The 19,122-nt window shown below is 59.7% G+C and carries 16 protein-coding genes; 9 read left to right on the forward strand and 7 right to left on the reverse strand.

The genetic code is table 11. The features are described 5' to 3' along the window. Nucleotides 1-45: 45 nt before the first annotated feature. The 7 genes from LDZ28_RS21935 (at nt 46) to LDZ28_RS21965 (ending at nt 8,797) form a co-directional block, all read left to right on the forward strand. Nucleotides 46-1,038: a TRAP transporter substrate-binding protein gene (locus LDZ28_RS21935; protein WP_244830653.1), complete on the forward strand. Its 993-nt coding sequence runs from the start codon at nt 46-48 to the stop codon at nt 1,036-1,038. A gap of 47 nt (nt 1,039-1,085) precedes the next feature. Further along, nucleotides 1,086-1,664, forward strand: coding sequence for a TRAP transporter small permease subunit (locus tag LDZ28_RS21940; RefSeq protein WP_244830655.1), 579 nt, complete (start codon nt 1,086-1,088; stop codon nt 1,662-1,664). 12 nt (nt 1,665-1,676) lie between these two features. Further along, the gene (locus tag LDZ28_RS21945; RefSeq protein ID WP_244830657.1) at nt 1,677-2,981 is read left to right on the forward strand and encodes a TRAP transporter large permease; all 1,305 of its coding nucleotides are present in this window, start codon (nt 1,677-1,679) and stop codon (nt 2,979-2,981) included. Between the two features lie 36 nt (nt 2,982-3,017). Beyond that, on the forward strand, nt 3,018-5,138 hold the full coding sequence (locus LDZ28_RS21950; RefSeq protein ID WP_244830659.1) for a hydantoinase/oxoprolinase family protein: 2,121 nt from the start codon (nt 3,018-3,020) through the stop codon (nt 5,136-5,138). Continuing rightward, nucleotides 5,135-6,811, forward strand: coding sequence for a hydantoinase B/oxoprolinase family protein (locus LDZ28_RS21955; RefSeq protein WP_244830661.1), 1,677 nt, complete (start codon nt 5,135-5,137; stop codon nt 6,809-6,811). The genes LDZ28_RS21950 and LDZ28_RS21955 overlap by 4 nt, the downstream gene beginning before the upstream one ends. 61 nt (nt 6,812-6,872) lie before the next feature. Further along, nucleotides 6,873-7,760, forward strand: coding sequence for an alpha/beta fold hydrolase (locus LDZ28_RS21960; RefSeq protein ID WP_244830663.1), 888 nt, complete (start codon nt 6,873-6,875; stop codon nt 7,758-7,760). 74 nt (nt 7,761-7,834) lie between these two features. After that, nucleotides 7,835-8,797 carry a LysR substrate-binding domain-containing protein gene (locus LDZ28_RS21965; RefSeq protein ID WP_244830665.1) on the forward strand — a complete coding sequence of 321 codons (963 nt, stop codon included), beginning with the start codon at nt 7,835-7,837 and terminating at the stop codon, nt 8,795-8,797. On the opposite strand, the gene LDZ28_RS21970 is transcribed toward LDZ28_RS21965, so the two are convergent. The 6 genes from LDZ28_RS21970 to LDZ28_RS21995 form a co-directional block, all read right to left on the reverse strand. After that, nucleotides 8,780-9,616: a hydroxypyruvate isomerase family protein gene (locus LDZ28_RS21970; protein ID WP_244830673.1), complete on the reverse strand. Its 837-nt coding sequence runs from the start codon at nt 9,614-9,616 to the stop codon at nt 8,780-8,782. The two genes, LDZ28_RS21965 and LDZ28_RS21970, sit on opposite strands and share 18 nt — an antisense overlap. Further along, nucleotides 9,613-10,041: a RidA family protein gene (locus tag LDZ28_RS21975; RefSeq protein ID WP_244830674.1), complete on the reverse strand. Its 429-nt coding sequence runs from the start codon at nt 10,039-10,041 to the stop codon at nt 9,613-9,615. The genes LDZ28_RS21970 and LDZ28_RS21975 overlap by 4 nt, the downstream gene beginning before the upstream one ends. A gap of 13 nt (nt 10,042-10,054) precedes the next feature. Next, complete coding sequence (locus LDZ28_RS21980; RefSeq protein WP_244830675.1) at nt 10,055-10,762, reverse strand: substrate-binding domain-containing protein; 708 nt, start codon at nt 10,760-10,762, stop codon at nt 10,055-10,057. Nucleotides 10,763-10,788: 26 nt separating this feature from the next. Then, complete coding sequence (locus tag LDZ28_RS21985; RefSeq protein ID WP_244830676.1) at nt 10,789-11,457, reverse strand: aspartate/glutamate racemase family protein; 669 nt, start codon at nt 11,455-11,457, stop codon at nt 10,789-10,791. Nucleotides 11,458-11,612: 155 nt separating this feature from the next. Continuing rightward, nucleotides 11,613-12,578, reverse strand: a complete 966-nt coding sequence (locus tag LDZ28_RS21990) for a hypothetical protein (protein ID WP_244830677.1) — start codon at nt 12,576-12,578, stop codon at nt 11,613-11,615. 163 nt (nt 12,579-12,741) lie between these two features. Then, nucleotides 12,742-14,823: a bifunctional diguanylate cyclase/phosphodiesterase gene (locus LDZ28_RS21995; RefSeq protein WP_244830678.1), complete on the reverse strand. Its 2,082-nt coding sequence runs from the start codon at nt 14,821-14,823 to the stop codon at nt 12,742-12,744. A gap of 335 nt (nt 14,824-15,158) precedes the next feature. Here LDZ28_RS21995 and LDZ28_RS22000 point away from each other — a divergent pair, with 335 nt between their 5' ends. Both LDZ28_RS22000 and LDZ28_RS22005 read left to right on the forward strand, forming a co-directional pair. Further along, the gene (locus tag LDZ28_RS22000) at nt 15,159-16,730 is read left to right on the forward strand and encodes a methyl-accepting chemotaxis protein (RefSeq protein ID WP_244830679.1); all 1,572 of its coding nucleotides are present in this window, start codon (nt 15,159-15,161) and stop codon (nt 16,728-16,730) included. A 559-nt stretch (nt 16,731-17,289) separates the two neighbouring features. Then, entirely contained in the window at nt 17,290-18,618 is a 1,329-nt protein-coding gene (locus LDZ28_RS22005) for a hypothetical protein (RefSeq protein WP_244830996.1), read from the forward strand. Nucleotides 18,619-18,900: 282 nt separating this feature from the next. Here the strand turns inward: LDZ28_RS22005 and LDZ28_RS22010 are convergent, their stop codons facing one another. Next, nucleotides 18,901-19,119, reverse strand: a complete 219-nt coding sequence (locus LDZ28_RS22010; protein WP_244830680.1) for a tautomerase family protein — start codon at nt 19,117-19,119, stop codon at nt 18,901-18,903. Nucleotides 19,120-19,122: the final 3 nt, after the last annotated feature.

Below are 19,122 nucleotides of genomic sequence, written 5' to 3' on the forward strand. Positions count from 1 at the left end.
GCGGCTACCCACGCCGCGACCGCATTCACTTCGCAGAGGGTTCAAATGAACGGACTGAAAAGACTAGGTGCTTTCTTCGCGCTGAGCGCCGCATTCACATTGCAAACCCCTGCGTTTGCCGTCGATTGGGACTTCGCCACCGCGAATGCGCCGGGCAATTACCAGACGAAACTGGACGAGAAGTTCGCGGCTGAAGTGGCCGCCGCCACCAACAACGAAGTGAAGATCAACATTCACGCGGGCGGGCAACTCGGTTTCAAGGGCCCGGAAATGTTGAGCGTGATTCGCGATGGACTCGTGCCCATCGGGTCGTTTCAGTTCGCGCAGCAAGTCGGCATCTCGCCGATTCTCGGGGCATCGTCGGTACCGTATCTCGTATCCGGTTTTGATGAGATGAAGACCTTCCGTTCCGTCTCGAAGCCCTACTACGACGCCGAATTCAAGAAGTTCAATCAGAAGCTGCTGCTCACCATTCCCTGGCCCGGCCAGAACGTCTTTTCCAAAGTCGAACTGTCGAACTCGGACACCTTCAGGACCATGAAGATCCGCACGACCGACCGCAACGGCAGCGACTTCTTCCGCAGCCTTGGCGCATCGCCGGCGCAGATTCCCTGGGGTGAAGTCGTGCCCGCGCTGTCGACGGGCGTCATCAATAGCGTGTCGACATCGACATCGTCTGCCGTGGATGGCCAGTTCTGGGACTTCCAGAAGGCGTGCAACGTCGTCAACTGGCAATCGAACTTCGAAGGCGTGTCGGTCAATCTCGACGCCTGGAACAAGCTCAGTGCGAAAAACCAGAAGGCTATCGAAGACGTCGTCGCACGACTCGAACCCGTGTTCTGGGACGCGGCAAAAGCGGAAGACAGCAAGAACTTCGAGACCCTCAAGGCGAAGGGCATGGAAATCTACACGCCGCCCGCGGCCGTGCGCGACGCCATGGCCGCCAAGGGCAAGCCGAGTTGGACCGCCTTCGAGGACGCGGTGCCCGCCGCCAAGCCACTCCTCAAAAGCTATCTGACCGCGGTCGGCAAGCAGTGAGCCGCATCCGCTCTTCGAAAACCACGGTCACAGCGGAGTCAATGCCCATGGAAAACATCGACACAAGCGCGCATGTCGAGATTTCGAAGGGACGTGCGTTCGTGCAGAAGGCGTTGTTCTCCATCGATATGCTCGCCCGTCTGGATGGCTGGCTCGGCGCCCTCTGCCTCTGCCTGCTATGTCTCTTGATGATTGCCGGCATCGTCGTGCGGACGCTGTCGACCGTGGTGAGCTGGTTGCCCAAGGACATACCCATCGCATGGGAATACAGCTCGTATCTGATGGCCGTGACCTTCACGTTCGGCGCCGCGCTCACGCTTCGCGCAGGCGGCCATATCCGCGTCAGGGTGCTGTTGTCGAACGCATCGCCTCGCGTCGTCAAGGGCCTCGAATGCGTATCGGCGGCCGCGGGCTTCGCGTTCGCGGCGTTCTTCTCGGTCGCCATGACGCACTTCTCGTATCAGGCGTTTCTCACCGACGAACGCTCGCTTGCCAGCAGCACGCCCTTGTGGATACCCAAGGCATTCGTCGCGTTCGGCGCGATGCTGCTTGCGCTGCAGTTACTCGCCCGTCTCGGCCAGTTGTTTCTGGACGAGCCTGTCGAAGACAAGAACCTGATTCATTGAAGGCTGAGACACATGGGAACGATACTCACGACAATGGCCGTGCTGCTGTTCGGCGGCCTGTCCATCGGCATATGGGTTGGATTGACGCTTGCCATTACCGGGTCGCTCGTGCTCTTCATTTTCAGGTCCATTCCGGTCGACCGGCTGATCGCTCAGTACGCATGGAACGTGATGACGACGCAGGAGCTGCTGGCCTTGCCGCTTTTCATCGTCATGGGCGAGATCTTGTTTCGAACGCGCATCTCGACGTCGCTCTTCAAGGGACTCGCACCGTGGGCGAGCTTGCTGCCTGGAAAGCTCCTGCATTCGAATGTCATCGGATGCTCGATCTTCGCCGCCATCTCTGGCTCGTCGGCGGCGACGACGCAGATCGTGGGCCGCGTCACGCTTGCGGAGCTCAATCGCCGCAACTACGACAAGCGGATATCCATGGGCAGTCTGGCAGGCGCTGGTACGTTGGGCTTTCTCGTGCCGCCATCGAACATCATGATCGTGTATGGCGTGCTGGCGCAGGTTTCCGTGCTCAAGCTCTTCGCCGCAGGACTGATACCGGCCATTCTTCTCGCGTCGTGCTTCATGGCGTGGATCATGATTCACACCACCTGGAACAAGAGCCTGATTCCCGAGGAAGAAAGTTTCGCGACCATGCCTTGGCGCGAGCGCTTTGCATCGCTTAAACATCTTGCGCCGGTCGCGCTATTGATCGGCGCGGTTCTCGGCAGCATGTACGGCGGGCTCGTCACGCCATCGGAAGCGGCTGCGGCCGGTGTGGTCGGCGCGCTTGCCATCGCGGGCTTTCAAAAGGACCTGAGCGTTGCAAAGCTGAAGGAAGTCGGACTTGGCGCGGTAAAGACCTGTTCCATGATCGCGCTGATCATTCTCGGCGCATCCATTCTCGGCAGTGCGTCCGCGTTTCTCGGCGTGGGACAGGCGGCCGCCACGTTCGTGCAGGAACTGCACCTGTCGCCGGTTGCGCTGCTGTTCGTGCTGTTCATCGGCTATATCCTGCTCGGCTCGTTTCTCGAAGGCTTTTCGATCATCGTCATTACGTTGCCTATTGTTCTGCCGATGGTTCTCGCAGCCGGATTCAACGCCATCTGGTTCGGCATCTTTCTGGTGATCGCGGTGGAGATCGTTCAGGTTCACCCGCCTATAGGCTTCAATCTCTTCGTGATTCAAGGCATCACGGGAGAGAAGCTCTCCGTCATCACCAAGGCCACGCTGCCCTATCTCGTGCTGCTCATTCTGTTCGGCATTGCATTGATCGTGTTTCCGCAGATCGCGCTTTGGTTGCCGGAACAACTCGGCTTGAAGTGAGCATGCGCTGTTGTATCTCGCTGATAAATGGAAAATATGATGACGTCTAGGTTTGCCATCTCAGTCGATATCGGTGGCACGTTCACCGACTTCGTATTGCTGGACAGCAAGAAGAAAAGTGTCACGACCGCGAAGGTCCTGAGCACGCCCGAACGCTCGGAAGAAGCGATATTTTCCGGCTTCGAGCACTTACGCCGCGATGCGGAACTGGACCTCGCGGATTGCGATGTCTTCCTGCATGCGACGACGGTCATCACCAACGCCGTCATCGAACGCAAGGGGCACGACTTCATTTTGTTGCATACCGAAGGCTTCGGCACGACGCTTGAAACCGGCCGTGAGCATCGTTACAACGTATCGAACTTGAGGCTGGCTTTTCCGAAACCGCTGACCAAACACCGGTTGAAGGTATCGGTACGTGAACGCATTGCCTACACGGGTGATCTCGTGCGGCAACCCGACCAAGCTGAACTCATCGCGGACGTGCGCCGTCTCGTCGATGAAACGGGCGTGACGAACTTCGCCATCTGTTTTCTGCATGCCTTTCAAAACCCCGCAAACGAGCAGTTGGTGGAAAGCTGGCTTGCAGAAGCCTTCCCCGATGCCGTCATTTCCACATCTAGCGCCGTGGCCCCGCGTTCGGGCGAGTACGAGCGCTGGATGACATGCGCCGTGAATGCGTTCACCAAGCCGTTGCTGAGTCAGTACGTGAAGCGCCTGGAGACGAGAGCCGCCGACGCGGGCTTCAATGGCCGCCTTTTGATGATGACGTCGTCCGGGCTGCCGTTGCCCATCGGTCACTGCGTCAGAGCGCCCGTCCGTTTGATCGAGTCGGGTCCCGCGGCAGGCGTTCTCGCCGCGAGAGAGATCGCCGCGCGTAATGCACCAGCGCCGCAAGACAGCGGTGCCGTGGACGATACCGTGCTCGCCTACGACATGGGCGGCACGACCGCCAAGGGCGCGTTCCTCATCGCCGGCAAGGTCGATGTGCAAGCGGGCCTCGAAGTGGCGCGCGAGGGCGCATTCGAAGCCGGCAGCGGCTTTCCGCTCATCATTCCCGCGCTCGACTTGATCGAGATTGGCGCGGGCGGCGGCAGCATCGCCGAGATCGACGAACGCGGCGCCATCTCCGTCGGACCGAAGAGTGCGGGCGCCGTTCCCGGCCCGGCATGCTATGCGCGCGGCGGACAAGCCGCGACCGTCACCGATGCGAATCTCTTCCTCGGCTTTCTCGGCGAGGCGAACTTCCGCAATAGCGGCATCGACGCCACCCGGGTTGAAGCCAAGCGTGCGATTCAGCAGAACATCGCGGAGCCGCTGGATATCTCGGTGGAGCGCGCGGCTATCGGCATTCATCGCATCATCAACGAAAACGTGGCACGCGCGTTTCGCGTGCATGCAGCGGAACTCGGTGTCGACTACCGGCGCGCCACGCTGGTCTGCACCGGCGGTTCGTCGCCCGTGCATGCGTTGCCTATTGCGCAGCTGCTGTCCATCCGGCGCGTGATCTTTCCGTTCGCCGCGGGCGTGGCTTCCGCCATGGGTCAGTTCGCGAGCAGCGAAGGGATTATCCTGCAGCAAACGAGAAAAATGAGTCTCGCCGATGTCACCGATGACGTCATCGCGCAAGAAGTCGCTCGACTCGTGCAGGCCGAACCATACGCAAGCCAGCTCGTCGATGGCGGCGCGCGGACCATCGTGAAACTCGGCATGCGCTACGAAGGACAAGACTCGGAAGTCACCGTCGAGATATCCGATGAAGGGCGTTATCTGAATGCGGCAAACATTCGCGCCAGATTCCTCGATGCCTACAAGGACATCTTCGGCCTGAACTTTCCGGACTACGGTATCGAGATCAGCACGTGGGTGGTCGAAGTCTCCTTGCCCGAGCATCTCAAGTCCGTGCGCGACTTCAGCTACGACGCGCTCACGCCATCAGCAAGGATGGAGAAGGAACCCAGGTCCTGCTACATCAGCGACGGCGCAACGGAAGTCTGGACCGAAGTCCCCGTCTTCAACCGATACGCCTTGCCGGTTGGCTGGAAACGCTCCGGCCCCGCGCTGATCGAAGAGAACGACACCACCATCTACGTTCCAGCGTTTGCCGAAGCACGGATTGCATCGACGCTGGATCTCATCGCGGAGCTCAAGTCGTGAATGCTACAGTCAAGATGGACCCGGTCGATGCCGGCATCATCTGGTCCCGTTTCGTCTCGGTTGCGGACGAAATGGTTTCGGCCATGGAACGCACCGCTTTCTCGACGATGGTGCGCGCAAGCGGCGACTTCTCGTGCATGATTTTCGACGCACGCGGCAAGCTGATTGCGCAAGGCGCGACGAGTGTGCCGTCGTTTACGGGAACCGGCCCCAGCACGCTTGCTCATATCCTCGACGTGTTCGACGCGGCCGCTCTGCGCGACGGCGATATCATCGTGACCAACGATCCCTGGATCGGCACGGGTCATACGTTCGATATCAACGTCGTGAAACCGGTGTTCTTCGAAGGACGCATTGCCGGATACTGCCTGACCGTTTCGCATCTTGCCGATGTCGGCGGCGTGGGAATGGGTTCGGTCGCGAAGGACGTCTACGAGGAAGGCTTTTCGCTTCCGCCCGTGAAACTCTTCGAAGCGGGCGTGGAGAATCGCTTCGTGTTCGACTTCATCAGAAACAATGTTCGCACCGTCGATTACGTGTTGGGCGACATCTATTGCAATGTCGCGGCATGCAACGTCGGCGCGCAAGGGCTCGTCAAGATTCTCGTGGAGCATAAGCTGTCCACCACCATCGACGCCGCCGATGCGATCTTCGCGCTCACGCGCAAGTCGATCAACGCGAAGCTCGAACGCATGCCCAAGGGAAGTTATGCGGCGACCATACCCGTCGAAGGCGGAAAGGACTTCCCCGACATCTCGCTCTCCGTCACCGTCACGTTGAGCGACTCCGGCTTCGCGTACGACTTCGCCGGAACGGACCCGGTGGTGAATCGCGGCGTCAACGTGCCGATCTGCTATACACGCGCGTTCTGCTACTTCTGCACGAAAGTGCTCGTCGCGCCCAGCATTCCCAACAATCAGGCCATACTCGATTTCGTCACCATAGCGGCGCCCGACAACTGCATTCTCAATGCGCTCAGGCCGAACCCGACCGGTGCGCGGCATGTCTTCGGCCATTTCGTCGGACCGCTCATTTTCAATGCGCTGGCCGAGGCCTTCCCCGACGACGTGCAAGCCGACTCGGGGATGGTGTTCCAGATGAATCTTCGCGGCCAGACGCGCGCGGGAAAGCACTATTCGTCGATCTATTTTTCGGCGGGCGGATACGGCGCGCTAGCAGGTTACGATGGCCGCCCTGCCTTGCCCGCACCGGCCAACATCATCGGCGGCTCGGTTGAATTCTGGGAGCAGCAGATTTGCTGCACGTTCCTCAAGAAGGAGATACTCAGAGACTCGGGCGGGCCCGGCGAGTTTCAAGGCGGCAACGGTCAGATCTTCGCCATCAGGAACGACACGGGTCATCCCATCGAGGCATCGTTCATGGCGTCGCGGACCAAGATAGCCGCGAAAGGATTTGCAGGCGCGGGCGCCGGCGCGCATCGGCTCATCTTCGTGGACGATGTCGAGACCGATCCCAAGGCGCGCGTGCTCATTCCAGACGGCGGTATCGTGGAGATTCGCGACGCGGGCGGCGGCGGATACGGCAACCCGGATCGCAGATCGCTCGATGACATCGCAGCCGACCTCGAAGCCGGGCTGATCAGCGCGCAGTTCGTCGACGACAACTATCCCCGGCAGGCGCGTCAGCTCGCGCGCTCCGTGGGTGCATCGTGAAGCCGGCTTTTTGGCCCGATACAATGCACAACACGCACCTTCACTTCGAAAGAGAACCGACATGTCAGGCGTGATAGACCTTGGCGGCAAGTCCTTCACCAGGCGCTTCGTGCGAAGCGGAGACATCCGCTTTCATATGGTGGATGGTGGCGTCGGCCCGACGGTCGTGCTCGTGGCGGGCTTCCCGCAGACCGCTTATGCGTGGCGTCGCGTGCAACCGCTTCTGGCCGATTCCTACCGTACCATCGCCATCGATTTGCCCGGTCAAGGTTACTCGGACAAGCCCACCACCGGCTACGACACCGAGACCGCCGCCGCGCGCATCAATGGTCTCTTGCGGTCGCTGGGTGTCGAGCGTCACTTCTATGTGGGCCATGACATCGGATCGTGGATTGCTTATCCGTACGCGCATCGCTATGAGGCCGAGCTCGACGGCATCGTGTTCATCGATGGCAACATCCCCGGCATCACGCTCAAGCCCGAAGTATCGGTCACCGCGCCTTCGAACTGGAAGAGCTGGCACTTCCTGTTCAACGCGGTGGACGACCTGCCTGAAGCGCTCATTGCAGGCAAGGAGCGCGTGCTGATCGAATGGTTCTTCAACAAAAAGACCGCCAACGCAATGGCCACGTTCGAGCCTGCCGACATCGACGAATACGTCAAGGCGTATGCGTCGCTCGGCGGCCTGCGCGGCATGCTCGGCTATTATCGGGCCGTCGAAGAGGACATGAAGCAGAACCAGAAGCTCTTTGCCAGCAAGATCAAAAAGCCCGTGCTCGCGCTTGGAGGCGATGTGGGCAGCGCGCCCACCATCCATGAACTGATGAAGCCGCTCTGCGAAGACCTGAGCGGCGGTGTGATCCAAGACTGCGGGCATTACATTCCCGAAGAGCAGCCGCAAGCGCTGGCAGCGGAACTCAAACGCTTCTTCGAGACATGTCTCGGTTGATCGATGTCGATGCTGCGAATGTCTTCCGCCCTGCAATGCTTTATCCTTGCCGTCATTGGGGCACGGGGGCATAGATGACGGCCGGTTCGAGAAAGAAGGAAAGCGATGAAGCCGAAGCCGTGCCGGACACGCGCCGTGCGCGCTTTCCGCCGCTCAAGTCGCTGATCGCGTTCGAAGCGGCCGCTCGGCACGGCAGCTTCACGCAAGGCGCGGAAGAGATCGGCATTACCACGTCGGCGGTGAGTCATCACATTCAGCAACTCGAAGACTTTCTCGGCGTTCCGCTCTTTCAGCGACATGCCGGGCGCGCGGTGCTGACCGTCGCGGGCCGAACCTATGCGCGCGAACTGGAAAAAGCATTCGGCATGATCGCCACTGCGACGAGTCTTATCGCGCCGCAATCGTGGGGCGGTCATCTGTCGATTGCCGTGCCCAATAGCTTCTCGGTGAAGTGGCTGCAACCGCGTTTGCAGAACTTCCTGAAAGCGAACCCGCTGTTTCGCGTTCGACTTGCGACGCTTCACACACATGAACTCGATGCCAACCGCTACGACATAGCAATTGCGCATGGGCCTCAAACGCCGGGATTGAAGCTTGCCGAGCCATTGCTCATCGAACGGCTCAGGCCGCTTTGCAGTCCGCAACTCGCGGAGGAACTCGGCCTGAAAAACCCGAAGGATCTGGCTAAGGCCACGCTCATCCACTCCAATAATCCGCTGAACTGGGTCGATTATTTTCGGCGCATAGGCAACCTTGTCGTCAAGCCCGCGCACGACTTGTGGCTCGACCGCTCCGCCATGGCAATCGAAGCCGCGGTAAAGGGCTTGGGCGTGGTGCTGGAAAGCGAGATTCTCGCGGAAGAAGAGTTACGCGATGGCCGGTTGATCGAGCCATTCTCCGACCCGAAGTTCCACGTCGAAAATATCTCTTACTATCTGCTGCGCTCGTCGAGTCTGCGCAATTCGGCCGAAGCGGCCGTGTTTGAAAAATGGCTTCGAGCTGAATTCGAGTTGGCCAATCTAAGAACGATGTTCTGAGTGCTTGCTCAAGCCTGCGGCTTGCGTAAAGGCTTGACGCCAATCGAGTCCGGCGGCAGTCGTTCCACGCGGACGGTACTCGCATCCTATCCAGCCTGAATAGCCGCTATCGGCTATCGCTCGTGCAATCGTGGGCCATGACATGTCGCCCGTGCCCGGTTCGTTTCGTCCTGGTACGTCGGCGACCTGAATGTGCGCCACGTCACGACGATGCATGGCGAACGCATCCAGTACGTCCATGCCGCTCATTGCCGCGTGATAAAAATCGAAGAGGAGTTTGACGTTGCCTTGCGGGATGTCGCGGACGTAGGCGCTCGCCTGAGCGAGACTCTTGAGGAAGTAACCCGGCACGTCTTGCTGGTTCAGACATTCGAGCACAAAGGTTACGTTCTGCCCTTCCGCGCGCTTTGCGGCCCACGCGAGATTCGAACGAAAGACGGCTTCGGCCTCGGCTGGCGAGCAGCCGTCTGGCACTCGGCCCGCCATCAAGTGAATCAGGCTGCACTCCAGCGCGTTAGCGTAGTTCAACGCGAGATCGACACCTTCGCGAAAAACATCGACATAGCCTGGAATACAGCCAAAGCCGTTGGAGCCTACGGCCCCTCTTTCGCCCGCCGGCGTGTTGATCAACACTTGTTTCAAGTTCCACTGGCTCAACACGTTGCGAAGCTCGGTGGCATCGTAGCCATATGGCGATGCGTATTCGACTGCCGCGAAGCCATGCAACGCAGCGGCTTCGAATCGCTCAAGAAATGGCAACTCGGTAAAGAGCCATTTGAGATTAGCCGCGAAGCGTACGCGCGAAGACCGTGCAGTCATTTCAACCCCACGATCATTTCGACTTCCACTGCCGCGCCATGCGGAAGCTGCTGCACGCCGATCGCGCTTCGTGCATGCTTGCCGCGTTCTCCGAGCGTTTCGATCAATAGGCGGGACGCGCCATCGATCACCGCGCCCTGTCCGGTGAAATCCGCCGCCGATGCGACGAATCCCGTGATCTTCACGATCTGCGCAATGCGCTCATGGCCGCGGAGCGCGTGCGCGAGTGCATCGAGACATGCTTTTGCACATAACGCTGCCGCTTCTCGTGCGTCTTCAGCCGATAAGTCCGCGCCGACCTTGCCGCTGTATTTGATCGCTCCGTGCTCGCGCGGAAGCTGGCCGCTCACGAATGCGAGATTGCCGAACACCGTAACGGGCGTGATGAGTTGACTGGGCATTTGCTTGTCGTCTGCGCGCTGCATGAATATCGTCTCCTCAAAGAATCGTTAGGCCAAGCCGCTCATACGCGTGGCGCGCTGTATCGGAAAAAAGGGATTGCAGCAAGGCACATGCATCTTCCGATTGTGCGCAACCCGAAAACATCCCGACATAAAAGTCGGTATGGAACTGAATCTCTTCCGGAAGCGGGCCGATGATCTCGATGCCCGCCACCATGGCCAGTTCGCTCATCTGTTGAATGGCGACGTCCGCCTCGCCACGCACGATGCATTCGCCCGTAAAGCCCTTCTCGATGATGTTCGCGCGCTGATTGACCTGCTCCGCGATGCCCATCTCTTCGATCAAGGTGGCGAAATAAACGCCGCTTGCGCCGGTCTTCGAATATGCCACCGATCGCGCGGTCAAGAGAACCTCGCGCAAGTCTTCAACGCTTCTTATCGACCGAGGCACGTCCCGCACAGATGCCGCCACACCCACGCCGGTTCTGACCAACCCGCGCACCGTCGGTACATCCAGTACGTTTTCATCGGCGAGACGCTTCACATAGGAGCGAGTCGCAATCAGCACGTCCGCTCTTTCACCGGCAGACACGCGCTCTTGCAGCACGTTGGTTGGATCGAACATAGCTTGCACGCGGATGCCGCTACTTCGTTCGAACGCTGGAATGACGACATCGACGAGCGCGCTCTTGACCGCGAGCGTGCTCATCATCGAAACGGCTGGCGCGAGCGATGGAGTAGGCATCGTTGAATCCATGACGGTAAAAGACTTCAGCGCGACAAATGCAGGCGCTTCTTGAGATCGGCAACCGCGCTGCGCGGTGCGGAAAATACCGGACAACTCGCGACTGAAGTCACGGCATCGAGTGCCTGAGCGGTTGAGAAATGGGCCAGCATGATCGCGTCGTAGCCATGCAGGCTCGCGGCCTTTTCTGCGACGAGACGGTTGTGTGTGTCGCGGTCGCCCGCACGCAGCATGTCGATTGCATCGTCGACCACGAAGGTGGCCAGCGTAGCGTGCGGGTTCATGTTCGATGCTTCCTCGAAGAACTCCGCCACCATGGTCGGCAGGGCCGGCGCGAACGTTGCGATCATCGCGATGTTTCTGCCTTCTGCAAGCGCATCGGCGAACATGGCGGTGTTCGGCTTGCAGACGGGTATGGGAAGCGCCGCGTCCGCGGCATCGATGGCGGGACCGAAGGCCGAACACGTGGCGAGGACCGCATCCGCGCCGCTTTCGTACCCGTATCGCGCGAGATTCACAAAGCGTGTCTGCAACACGTCGGGCAGCTCTTTGCTGTCGCCTCTGGCGGACGTCAGACCGTCGTCGAGAAGATTGGTGAGCCTGGCTTCTGGCCAGTCGCGCAGAAACGCGTCGTGTATCGGCGCGATGGCAACGGGCGTGGCGTGCAACAGCACGATGGAAAGGTCATGTCTCATGGATGTCGATTCGCCGCTGGTCGGCTGCCGGGTCATGCGCCCGGCATCGATTCAAGCGTAGCGAATGACGCGTTGGCATTCCAACGCAAAGAAATCAACACCCGTTGAGTCAGAGTCACGACAGCAGGCTTCATGCGTTAATACAAGCGCGCGACTCACGCCGCCTTGCCGCCCATCACCTGTTCCTGTTCGATCCAGATCTGGCTGTCGGGAAACCAGAACGCGTCAGGCTTTGGCGGTACGGCCAAGGTAGTCGGCAAATCGGGATTGAATATCTTCGACCATGCCGACAAGTAAGAAGGCATCTTCACGAGGTATCCGCACTTCGAAAGCAGCAGGCTCGATACCAACGCTTCGCGCCCGATCTCCAAACCAGGATAACCGCTGAAGTGCACCGGCATGTCGCCTGTGGACAGCAGCTTGGCCGGTGCGACACTGACCGGCCGATTGAACGGCCACGCGCGGAAGAAGTCGATGAACGCCTGCTCATCGCTCGAAACGAAGATATTCGTCAGAAGCGGATTGAGCGCGAGGGTCTGCTCGACCAGCCGGCAGAAGTCGGCCCAGGGCAAGGTCATCGCTTCGAACTTCTTATCCGTGCCTCGGTAGTGAACACCGAGTGTCGATTGGCCGATATCGAGTTTGGCGCAGGTTGCATCGACTTCATCGCGAATGGCTGCAACCGGCCGGTAATGCGAGCGAAACAAGTCGCTCGAACTTTGCAACCGCAGACCCGCTTCATGACGTTGCCGCAAGCCGAGTTGCACGAGATCGCGCACGGTAGAGGTTCGCACTCTGCGCGGCAACTTCACATCGCCGGATGCCCGCACGCTTTCAAAGAGCGCCGAGAACCAGTCTATTTTGCCTTCCGGGTCGCCATAGAGACCGCCGCGTGCCGAGATTTGCGGTGTCAGCCGTTTCTCTTCGCAATGCTTGAGGATGAAGAGCACCATCTGCATCACGGAAAAAAAGCCGGAGTTTTCCCTGATCTCGATAGCGAACACATTGCGATTCAGCCGCTGTCGCGCATGCAGCGACAAACGCACTGGCGCGGCGAGGGAATGCTTGAAGCCTTCACTGCGCCGAAAGCGCCTGACACGATCGACCACCGTTCGCAACATGTGCGGTCCCCGACTCGGATTTGTCTTTTGGAATGACCGTATGGTCCAGCGCTACGGTAACTATGACGGGAGAGTAGCACCGTGCAACATGTAACGGATCCACCCTCGTCGGCGTTCTGTTGGCTAGCTAACGTGAGGGGCGGCAAAAGTTACTGGCGAAGGTTCAACGGCGTCCTATGGATGCGACATCGGCGACGGAAGCGATAAACGCATCGGCCGTCATTGGCTTGCCGAGCAAAAACCCTTGGAGAATGTCGCATCCCAGTTGCGTGAGAAAAGCCTGCTGTGCAGTGGTTTCGACGCCTTCCGCCACGATCCTGAGATTGAGCGTTTGTCCGAGCGCCACGATGGCCGAAACAATGGCCGCGTCTTCCGTACCGTGAGCAAGTTCACGCACGAAGCCGCGATCGATCTTGAGTTCGTTGGCGGGCAAGCGCTTGAGATAAAGCAGACTGGAGTAGCCGGTGCCGAAATCGTCGATAGAGATCTGCACGCCTTCTTCCCGCAGTCGTTGCAAGACCTTGAGGCTCACTTCGACATCGCGCATGGCCGTCGATTCAGTGATCTCCAGAATCAGCGATTCCGCTGGCAGGCCATTGCGCCGCAGCGCGCCGCGAACCGCTCGTACGAGACCCGAGTGAACGAACTGCAATGGCGAAAGATTGATCGCGATGGTCCACTCTGTGTGACCGCGATCGTGCCACGCCTTCAATTGCCGGCATCCTTCGCTCAGCACCCATTCGCCAATAGGCACGATCAACCCTGTCTTCTCCGCCATCGGAATGAAGCGGTTGGGCGCCATCAGTCCGTGCACGGGATGGTTCCAGCGCAATAGCGCTTCCGCGCCCACCGCCGGACCATTTGGCGCCTTGAATTTGGGTTGATAGTGCAAGGCGAGCTCACCGCGCGTCAACGCCACGCGAAGCTCGTGCGCAAGTTGCATCTGCTCGTAAGAGTCCGCATGCATCGACGGTTCGAAGAAACAAAAACCGCTGCGGCCAAGGGCTTTCGCGTGATACATGGCGGTATCGGCATTGCTCAGAAGCTCTTCTTGAGTCGCACCGTCGTCGGGAAAGATCGCAATGCCCACGCTCACGGAAATCTGCACTTCCTCGCCTTCCATGCGAAACGGCTTCTCAATGGTCTCGGTCAAGCTCGCGGCGATTTGCGCGGCCACGGTTGCGTCGTCGACGTTCGAGAGCAGCACGAACTCGTCGCCGCCGACCCGCGCAATGGTGTCGTGTGACCTGACGTTGGCGCGGATGCGCTTCGACACTTCGATCAGCAACAGGTCGCCGACATGATGTCCGAACGCGTCGTTGACCGCCTTGAAGCCATCGAGGTCCATGAACATCAACGTGAAGCGACGCTTTGCATCGCGCGCGCCATGCACCAGTTGTTCGAGTCTGTCTTCGAGCAAGACGCGGTTCGGCAACTCGGTAAGGCTGTCGTGAAGCGCCAGATAAGCGAGTTCCTTGTTCGCCTCCGCGAGCGACGCCGCGAGCACGGCGGTGCGCGATTCGAGCCGCAAGTCCAGAACGGAGATGATCAGCGCGATGGCCAGCACCGAGAGTGTCACGACGATCACCACGACCGCCAGCCATCCGGTATCCGCGCCTTCTTTAGCGGCACCGCATATCGCGCCCGTGGGAAAGCGCGCGGCCGCCATTCCGGTGTAGTGCATGCCGACGATGGCAAAGCCCATGAGGAGCGACGCGCTGCCGCGAAAAAACAAGAGCCGCGACGCCTGCTGACGTAAGCGAAAGGCAATCCAGAGCGCAGCGCCCGAGGCGACGATGGCAATGGCCACCGACACAATGGTGAGCCATGGGTCGTATTCGATCGGCGGCCGCATACGCATGGCGGCCATGCCCGTGTAGTGCATGCCGGCGATAGCCGGTCCCATCAATAGCGCCCCGATCACGATCCTGAACGCGGGCAGCGTCTTCTGACAGACGAGCCAGAGCGCGAACATCGATGCCGCGACGGCAATCAGAAGCGATGCAAATGTAATCAGCGGGTCGTAGCCCAGTTTGATGGGCAAGCTGAACGCCAGCATGCCGACGAAGTGCATTGCCCAGATTCCGAGGCCCATTGCACAGGAACCGCCGATGAGCCACCAGCGCGCCGCGGGCCCCCTGGCTTGCGCGATACGCCCTGCCATGTCGAAAGCCGTGTACGCGGCTAGGATCGCCACGAGAAGCGAGCAGACGACAAGCAAAGGGTTATATGAGTAAGCGAGCATTTAGCGCTATTTTCGCAGGCTTTCGTTGTCGCTCCCGGGTAGAGAACAGCATCGCGGTGACGAATGGAGACCTGTCATCGACAGGAGCCCATATCTTAACCAAGGCATGGACAAATCCGGGCTCGATTCATCCCATTCGTCGAAGAAAGCCTTGCCCACCCTGCGACACATCCTGGACAGGGCGATGTAAAACGTTTGCTAACATCGTCATACTTTCGTTCATCTTCATATTTTCCCGACGCTGCCGTAAGCGATGCAAGAAAGAACCCGTGCTCGCCGCGCAAAGGACGGCGAGCGTCAACGACAGCGCTGCCATCAAAAAGGAAAAGAACGAGATGAACCTGCAACCCATGCGCATGAAAACGAAGCTTTCCATTGGCTTCGGCCTGCTCACGGCGGCAGTGCTGATCGTCGCCGCGCTCTCAATCGAGACGCTCGGCGAAGCGAACCAGCGCTTTACGTCCTTTGTCAACGGCATCAACGCGCGCGCGCATCTGGCCGAAAGCATTCGCACCGCAGTGGACCGGCGCGCGATCGCCGCACGCAATCTCGTGCTCGTGACGAAGCCCGCCGATCTCGAACTCGAGAAAGCAGCCGTCCTTCAGGCGCATGAAGACGTGCAGCGCGATTTGCGCCGCTTCAAGGAAATGGTCGCGAGCGCGCCGGATGTCTCAGCCGAAGTGAAGACGCGCGTTGCGGAGATCGACCGCGTCGAATCGCTTTACGGACCGGTGGCGCTCGCCATCGTCGATCTGGCGCTGAAGGGCCAGCATCAGGAAGCGATTACGAAGATGAACGACGAGTGCCGTCCGCTGCTCGCCGCGCTCATCAAGGCCACGCAAGATTACCTGGACCTGACGAGCCAGCGCGAAGCGAAGCTCGTGCAAGAGTCGGCAGAGGATTACGCGTTCTCGCGCATGCTGCTGATCGCCGCGTGCATCGCGGCGGCCTCGTTGGCCGTGGGCGCGGGATTCATCATCACGCGCAGCATCTTGCGAGCCTTGGGCGCGGAACCCGATGCACTGAGCCAAGTCGCGCAGCGCGTCGCTTCCGGCGATCTGAGCCCGGTCGCGCACGCGGATAACGCCCCGCAACACAGCGTGCTCGCCTCCATGCGCACGATGCAAGGCAATCTCGTCAGTCTGATCGGCAATGTCCGCTCTTGCGCCGATGGCATCGCCACGGGATCGAGTCAGATCGCCACGGGCAACGTCGATCTGTCGACGCGTACCGAACAACAAGCGGCATCGCTGGAAGAGACGGCGGCGAGCGTCGAAGAGTTGACCTCGACCGTGCGGCAGAACGCCGAGCACGCGCAACAGGCGAATGCGTTGTCGGCGGATGCATCGGCGGTGGCGCAGCAGGGCAATGCCGCCGTGGGGCGCATGGTCGCGACCATGACGGAGATCAGCACGCGCTCGGAGAAGATTGCGGATATCACCGGGATCATCGAAGGCATCGCGTTTCAGACCAACATCCTCGCGTTGAATGCGGCGGTTGAAGCGGCGCGCGCGGGCGAGGAAGGACGCGGCTTTGCCGTGGTCGCTTCGGAAGTGCGCAACCTGGCGCAACGTTCGTCGTCCGCCGCGAAGGAGATCAAGGAGTTGATTGGCGCGTCGGGCGTGCGTATCGCGGAGGGTTCTTCGCTCGCGGGCGAAGCCGGGACGACGATGGCCGAAGTGCTGCAGGCCGTCTCGCGCGTGAGCAGCATCATGGGCGAGATCGCGGCGGCATCGAGCGAACAAAGCCGGGGCATCGAACAATTGAGCCAGGCGATTGCGCAGATGGACCAGGTGACACAACAGAACGCGGCGCTCGTGGAAGAATCGGCGGCGGCTTCGCAATCGCTCGATCAGCAGGGGCGCAAGCTCGTGGATGCGGTGTCGTTCTTCCAGGTCGCAGGTTGATGGTCGGGGCGCGGCGCGTCGGAGAGTTTTCTCGTCGCGCTGCGCTCACCAAAAATACGCTGGTATAACGCAAAAATTGGGAATAGTACGTTCGTACATGTGTAGAGGTAATTTGTTCACTCTCGCGCAAAACAACGAAAAATGGGCAAATACTCCTATAAAGCACTGCAGCAGAGTCGCACTATTTTCCTCTTCCATACGGCAACGCCATGCGTTCGTTACTTTTTGCCCGAAAACGTTCGAATTCTCACACGCTTTTTGTAACATTGCGTAAAATCCAACCTATCGTATGAACTTTGAAGAAGGTGGTTGTGAGACACAGGCGCGGCGGCTTCGCATCGCGTGTCGAACGAAGTTAGGGCAACACGGCAGGCCGGTGGTTACTGCACGAAGTTCGCTCTTTCCCTGCTACAACGGCCAACTTTGAAGCATCCCAGGTAGGCAAGGCAAACACTGCTGCATCCTTGGCTCATTCGTTAGTCGTCCTTACTTAATAGGACATTGATATCGATCTCTGACCTTAAGGAGTGTTCCGCCAGACCAGCGGAACTGCGAAATGATGATTAATCGACGTAAATTTCTGGCTAGCATGAGCGCGTTGTCCGGGACCTATATGCTTTCCGCATGTGGCGGCGGCGGTAGCGATCTACCGCAAGCGGCAACCAAGGCTTCCGACGATTCCACGCAACTGGATTCCACCGCAAAGGCCGCGGTAATCACGCCTTCCGCCGATGGCACGACCATCCCGAGCGGTACGTCGATCGTGGACAAGACGGGTGCGGTTTGGACGGTGACTGGCGCCATCGTGTACAAGAACAAGACGGCTGTTTCAATCGCCAATGTCTCGATGCTCCTCTGGTCGGGCGGCAAGATTTACCAGAAGAACACGAGCGGCCAGTTCTACGTGTGGTCGAACAAATGGCTCATCTGCCGTGACCCGCGCATTGCGATGGCAGCGACGCCGGGCATGTTCTTCGGGATGAACGGCCATTACGACTACACCTACACCCCTCCGCAACTCATCGCGATCCTGAAGGGCATGGGCTGCAACATGTATCGGGTGGGCTGCAATTCGACGTCGAAGCAGATCAGCGCCGTCGCCAAGCTGGCATCGGCCTTCAACGGAACGGGTATCAGCATGCTTTGCCTGATTCAGCAAGGTTTGACCGATGCTTCAGGCGCGCTGTATGGCAGCGAAGCCGCCGCTTACGCCGACGCCTACAACACCGGCCTGACGGTTGCCAGCGCGCTCAAGCCTTACGGCGTGACCATGTACGAATGCGGCAATGAGTTGACGCGCCGCTCGCAAACCGTGCTGTATTCGAACCGCGCGGGAACGGACGTAGCCGACTTCAACAACGCAAACTGGCCCGTCATGCGCGGCGTCATGCGCGGTCTCATCGCCGGCGTGAAAGCAGTACAGCCGGACGCGAAGTGCGGCATCAACTTTTGCGTGGCGGACATCGGCGCATCGGATGCATTGTGGGACGGCTTCCAGCCGGATGGCACGAGTGGCTATCCGAAGGTCCGCTGGGACATCACGACGTGGCACAACTACGAAGTGTATGGCGACCTGTTCGACATCGGCTCTGACGGCGCGGGCCCGCATTTCGATCTACCGCAGTACTGCAAGGCGCGCTACGGCGTACCTTTCATGATCACCGAGTGGAACGCGAACCCCGAGCAGACGGATGCTTATCGCGCGACCTTCGTGCAGTCTCGCCTGCAATCGTTCTACGACGCACGCAAGACGCACAACATTCACTCGGCCATGTACTACGTGCTCGACAGCGGCAATCACACGTTTGGCATCATGATCAACGGTGCGCCGATCACGCCGACGTACAACAGCTATGTGAACTTCACGAGCACGCATGCCGATGTCTGAGCGTCTCTGAACAAAAGCCCACGGTTTGCGCATCGCGCAAAGCCGTGGGCCTTATCGTTTCAGCTCATCTTTCACGCGTGCCGCATGAACGCGCGCGCTAGCGCATGTCGTCGGCAGGCTTGCCATCGAGGCCACGACCGCCACTAAGCGGGCCTTCATAGCCAAGCCCCCAGAAGGTCCCGTTATCGTCGATGCGCATCACGCGGTCTCGTTCGATGTGGTGCGGGCGATCTCAGTCGCCCCGACATGGCGTCATCCATCTTCCTATGAACAGTCGCGGCGTCATCGTGACTCTTCTGCCTTGTTCGGGCTTGCGGGCATCTCGTCCTTCGTGCGTTCGCCGACGGCCCAATGCGCGGCGGGCACCGCGGTGGCATACACGCGGATGGTGTCGAGCGGTGCGCCCAGCGTTTCATGGACCGTGCGCGCGACCGCCTTCACGCAGGCCTTGACGGCGGCTTCATCGCGTCCTTCGACGAGGGAAATATGTACGATAGGCATGTC

This window comes from Caballeronia sp. TF1N1 (genome assembly GCF_022878925.1).
Lineage (GTDB): Bacteria > Pseudomonadota > Gammaproteobacteria > Burkholderiales > Burkholderiaceae > Caballeronia.

Coding starts and splice junctions, on each gene's coding strand:
- LDZ28_RS21975 (WP_244830674.1), bottom strand. CDS start 10,041: ATGCAGCGCGCAGACGACAAGCAAATGCCCAGTCAACTCATCACGCCC.
- LDZ28_RS21970 (WP_244830673.1), bottom strand. CDS start 9,616: ATGACTGCACGGTCTTCGCGCGTACGCTTCGCGGCTAATCTCAAATGG.
- LDZ28_RS21980 (WP_244830675.1), bottom strand. CDS start 10,762: ATGCCTACTCCATCGCTCGCGCCAGCCGTTTCGATGATGAGCACGCTC.
- LDZ28_RS21990 (WP_244830677.1), bottom strand. CDS start 12,578: ATGTTGCGAACGGTGGTCGATCGTGTCAGGCGCTTTCGGCGCAGTGAA.
- LDZ28_RS21940 (WP_244830655.1), top strand. CDS start 1,086: ATGGAAAACATCGACACAAGCGCGCATGTCGAGATTTCGAAGGGACGT.
- LDZ28_RS22000 (WP_244830679.1), top strand. CDS start 15,159: ATGAACCTGCAACCCATGCGCATGAAAACGAAGCTTTCCATTGGCTTC.
- LDZ28_RS21985 (WP_244830676.1), bottom strand. CDS start 11,457: ATGAGACATGACCTTTCCATCGTGCTGTTGCACGCCACGCCCGTTGCC.
- LDZ28_RS21960 (WP_244830663.1), top strand. CDS start 6,873: ATGTCAGGCGTGATAGACCTTGGCGGCAAGTCCTTCACCAGGCGCTTC.
- LDZ28_RS21965 (WP_244830665.1), top strand. CDS start 7,835: ATGACGGCCGGTTCGAGAAAGAAGGAAAGCGATGAAGCCGAAGCCGTG.
- LDZ28_RS21950 (WP_244830659.1), top strand. CDS start 3,018: ATGATGACGTCTAGGTTTGCCATCTCAGTCGATATCGGTGGCACGTTC.
- LDZ28_RS21935 (WP_244830653.1), top strand. CDS start 46: ATGAACGGACTGAAAAGACTAGGTGCTTTCTTCGCGCTGAGCGCCGCA.
- LDZ28_RS21995 (WP_244830678.1), bottom strand. CDS start 14,823: ATGCTCGCTTACTCATATAACCCTTTGCTTGTCGTCTGCTCGCTTCTC.
- LDZ28_RS21945 (WP_244830657.1), top strand. CDS start 1,677: ATGGGAACGATACTCACGACAATGGCCGTGCTGCTGTTCGGCGGCCTG.
- LDZ28_RS22005 (WP_244830996.1), top strand. CDS start 17,290: ATGATTAATCGACGTAAATTTCTGGCTAGCATGAGCGCGTTGTCCGGG.
- LDZ28_RS22010 (WP_244830680.1), bottom strand. CDS start 19,119: ATGCCTATCGTACATATTTCCCTCGTCGAAGGACGCGATGAAGCCGCC.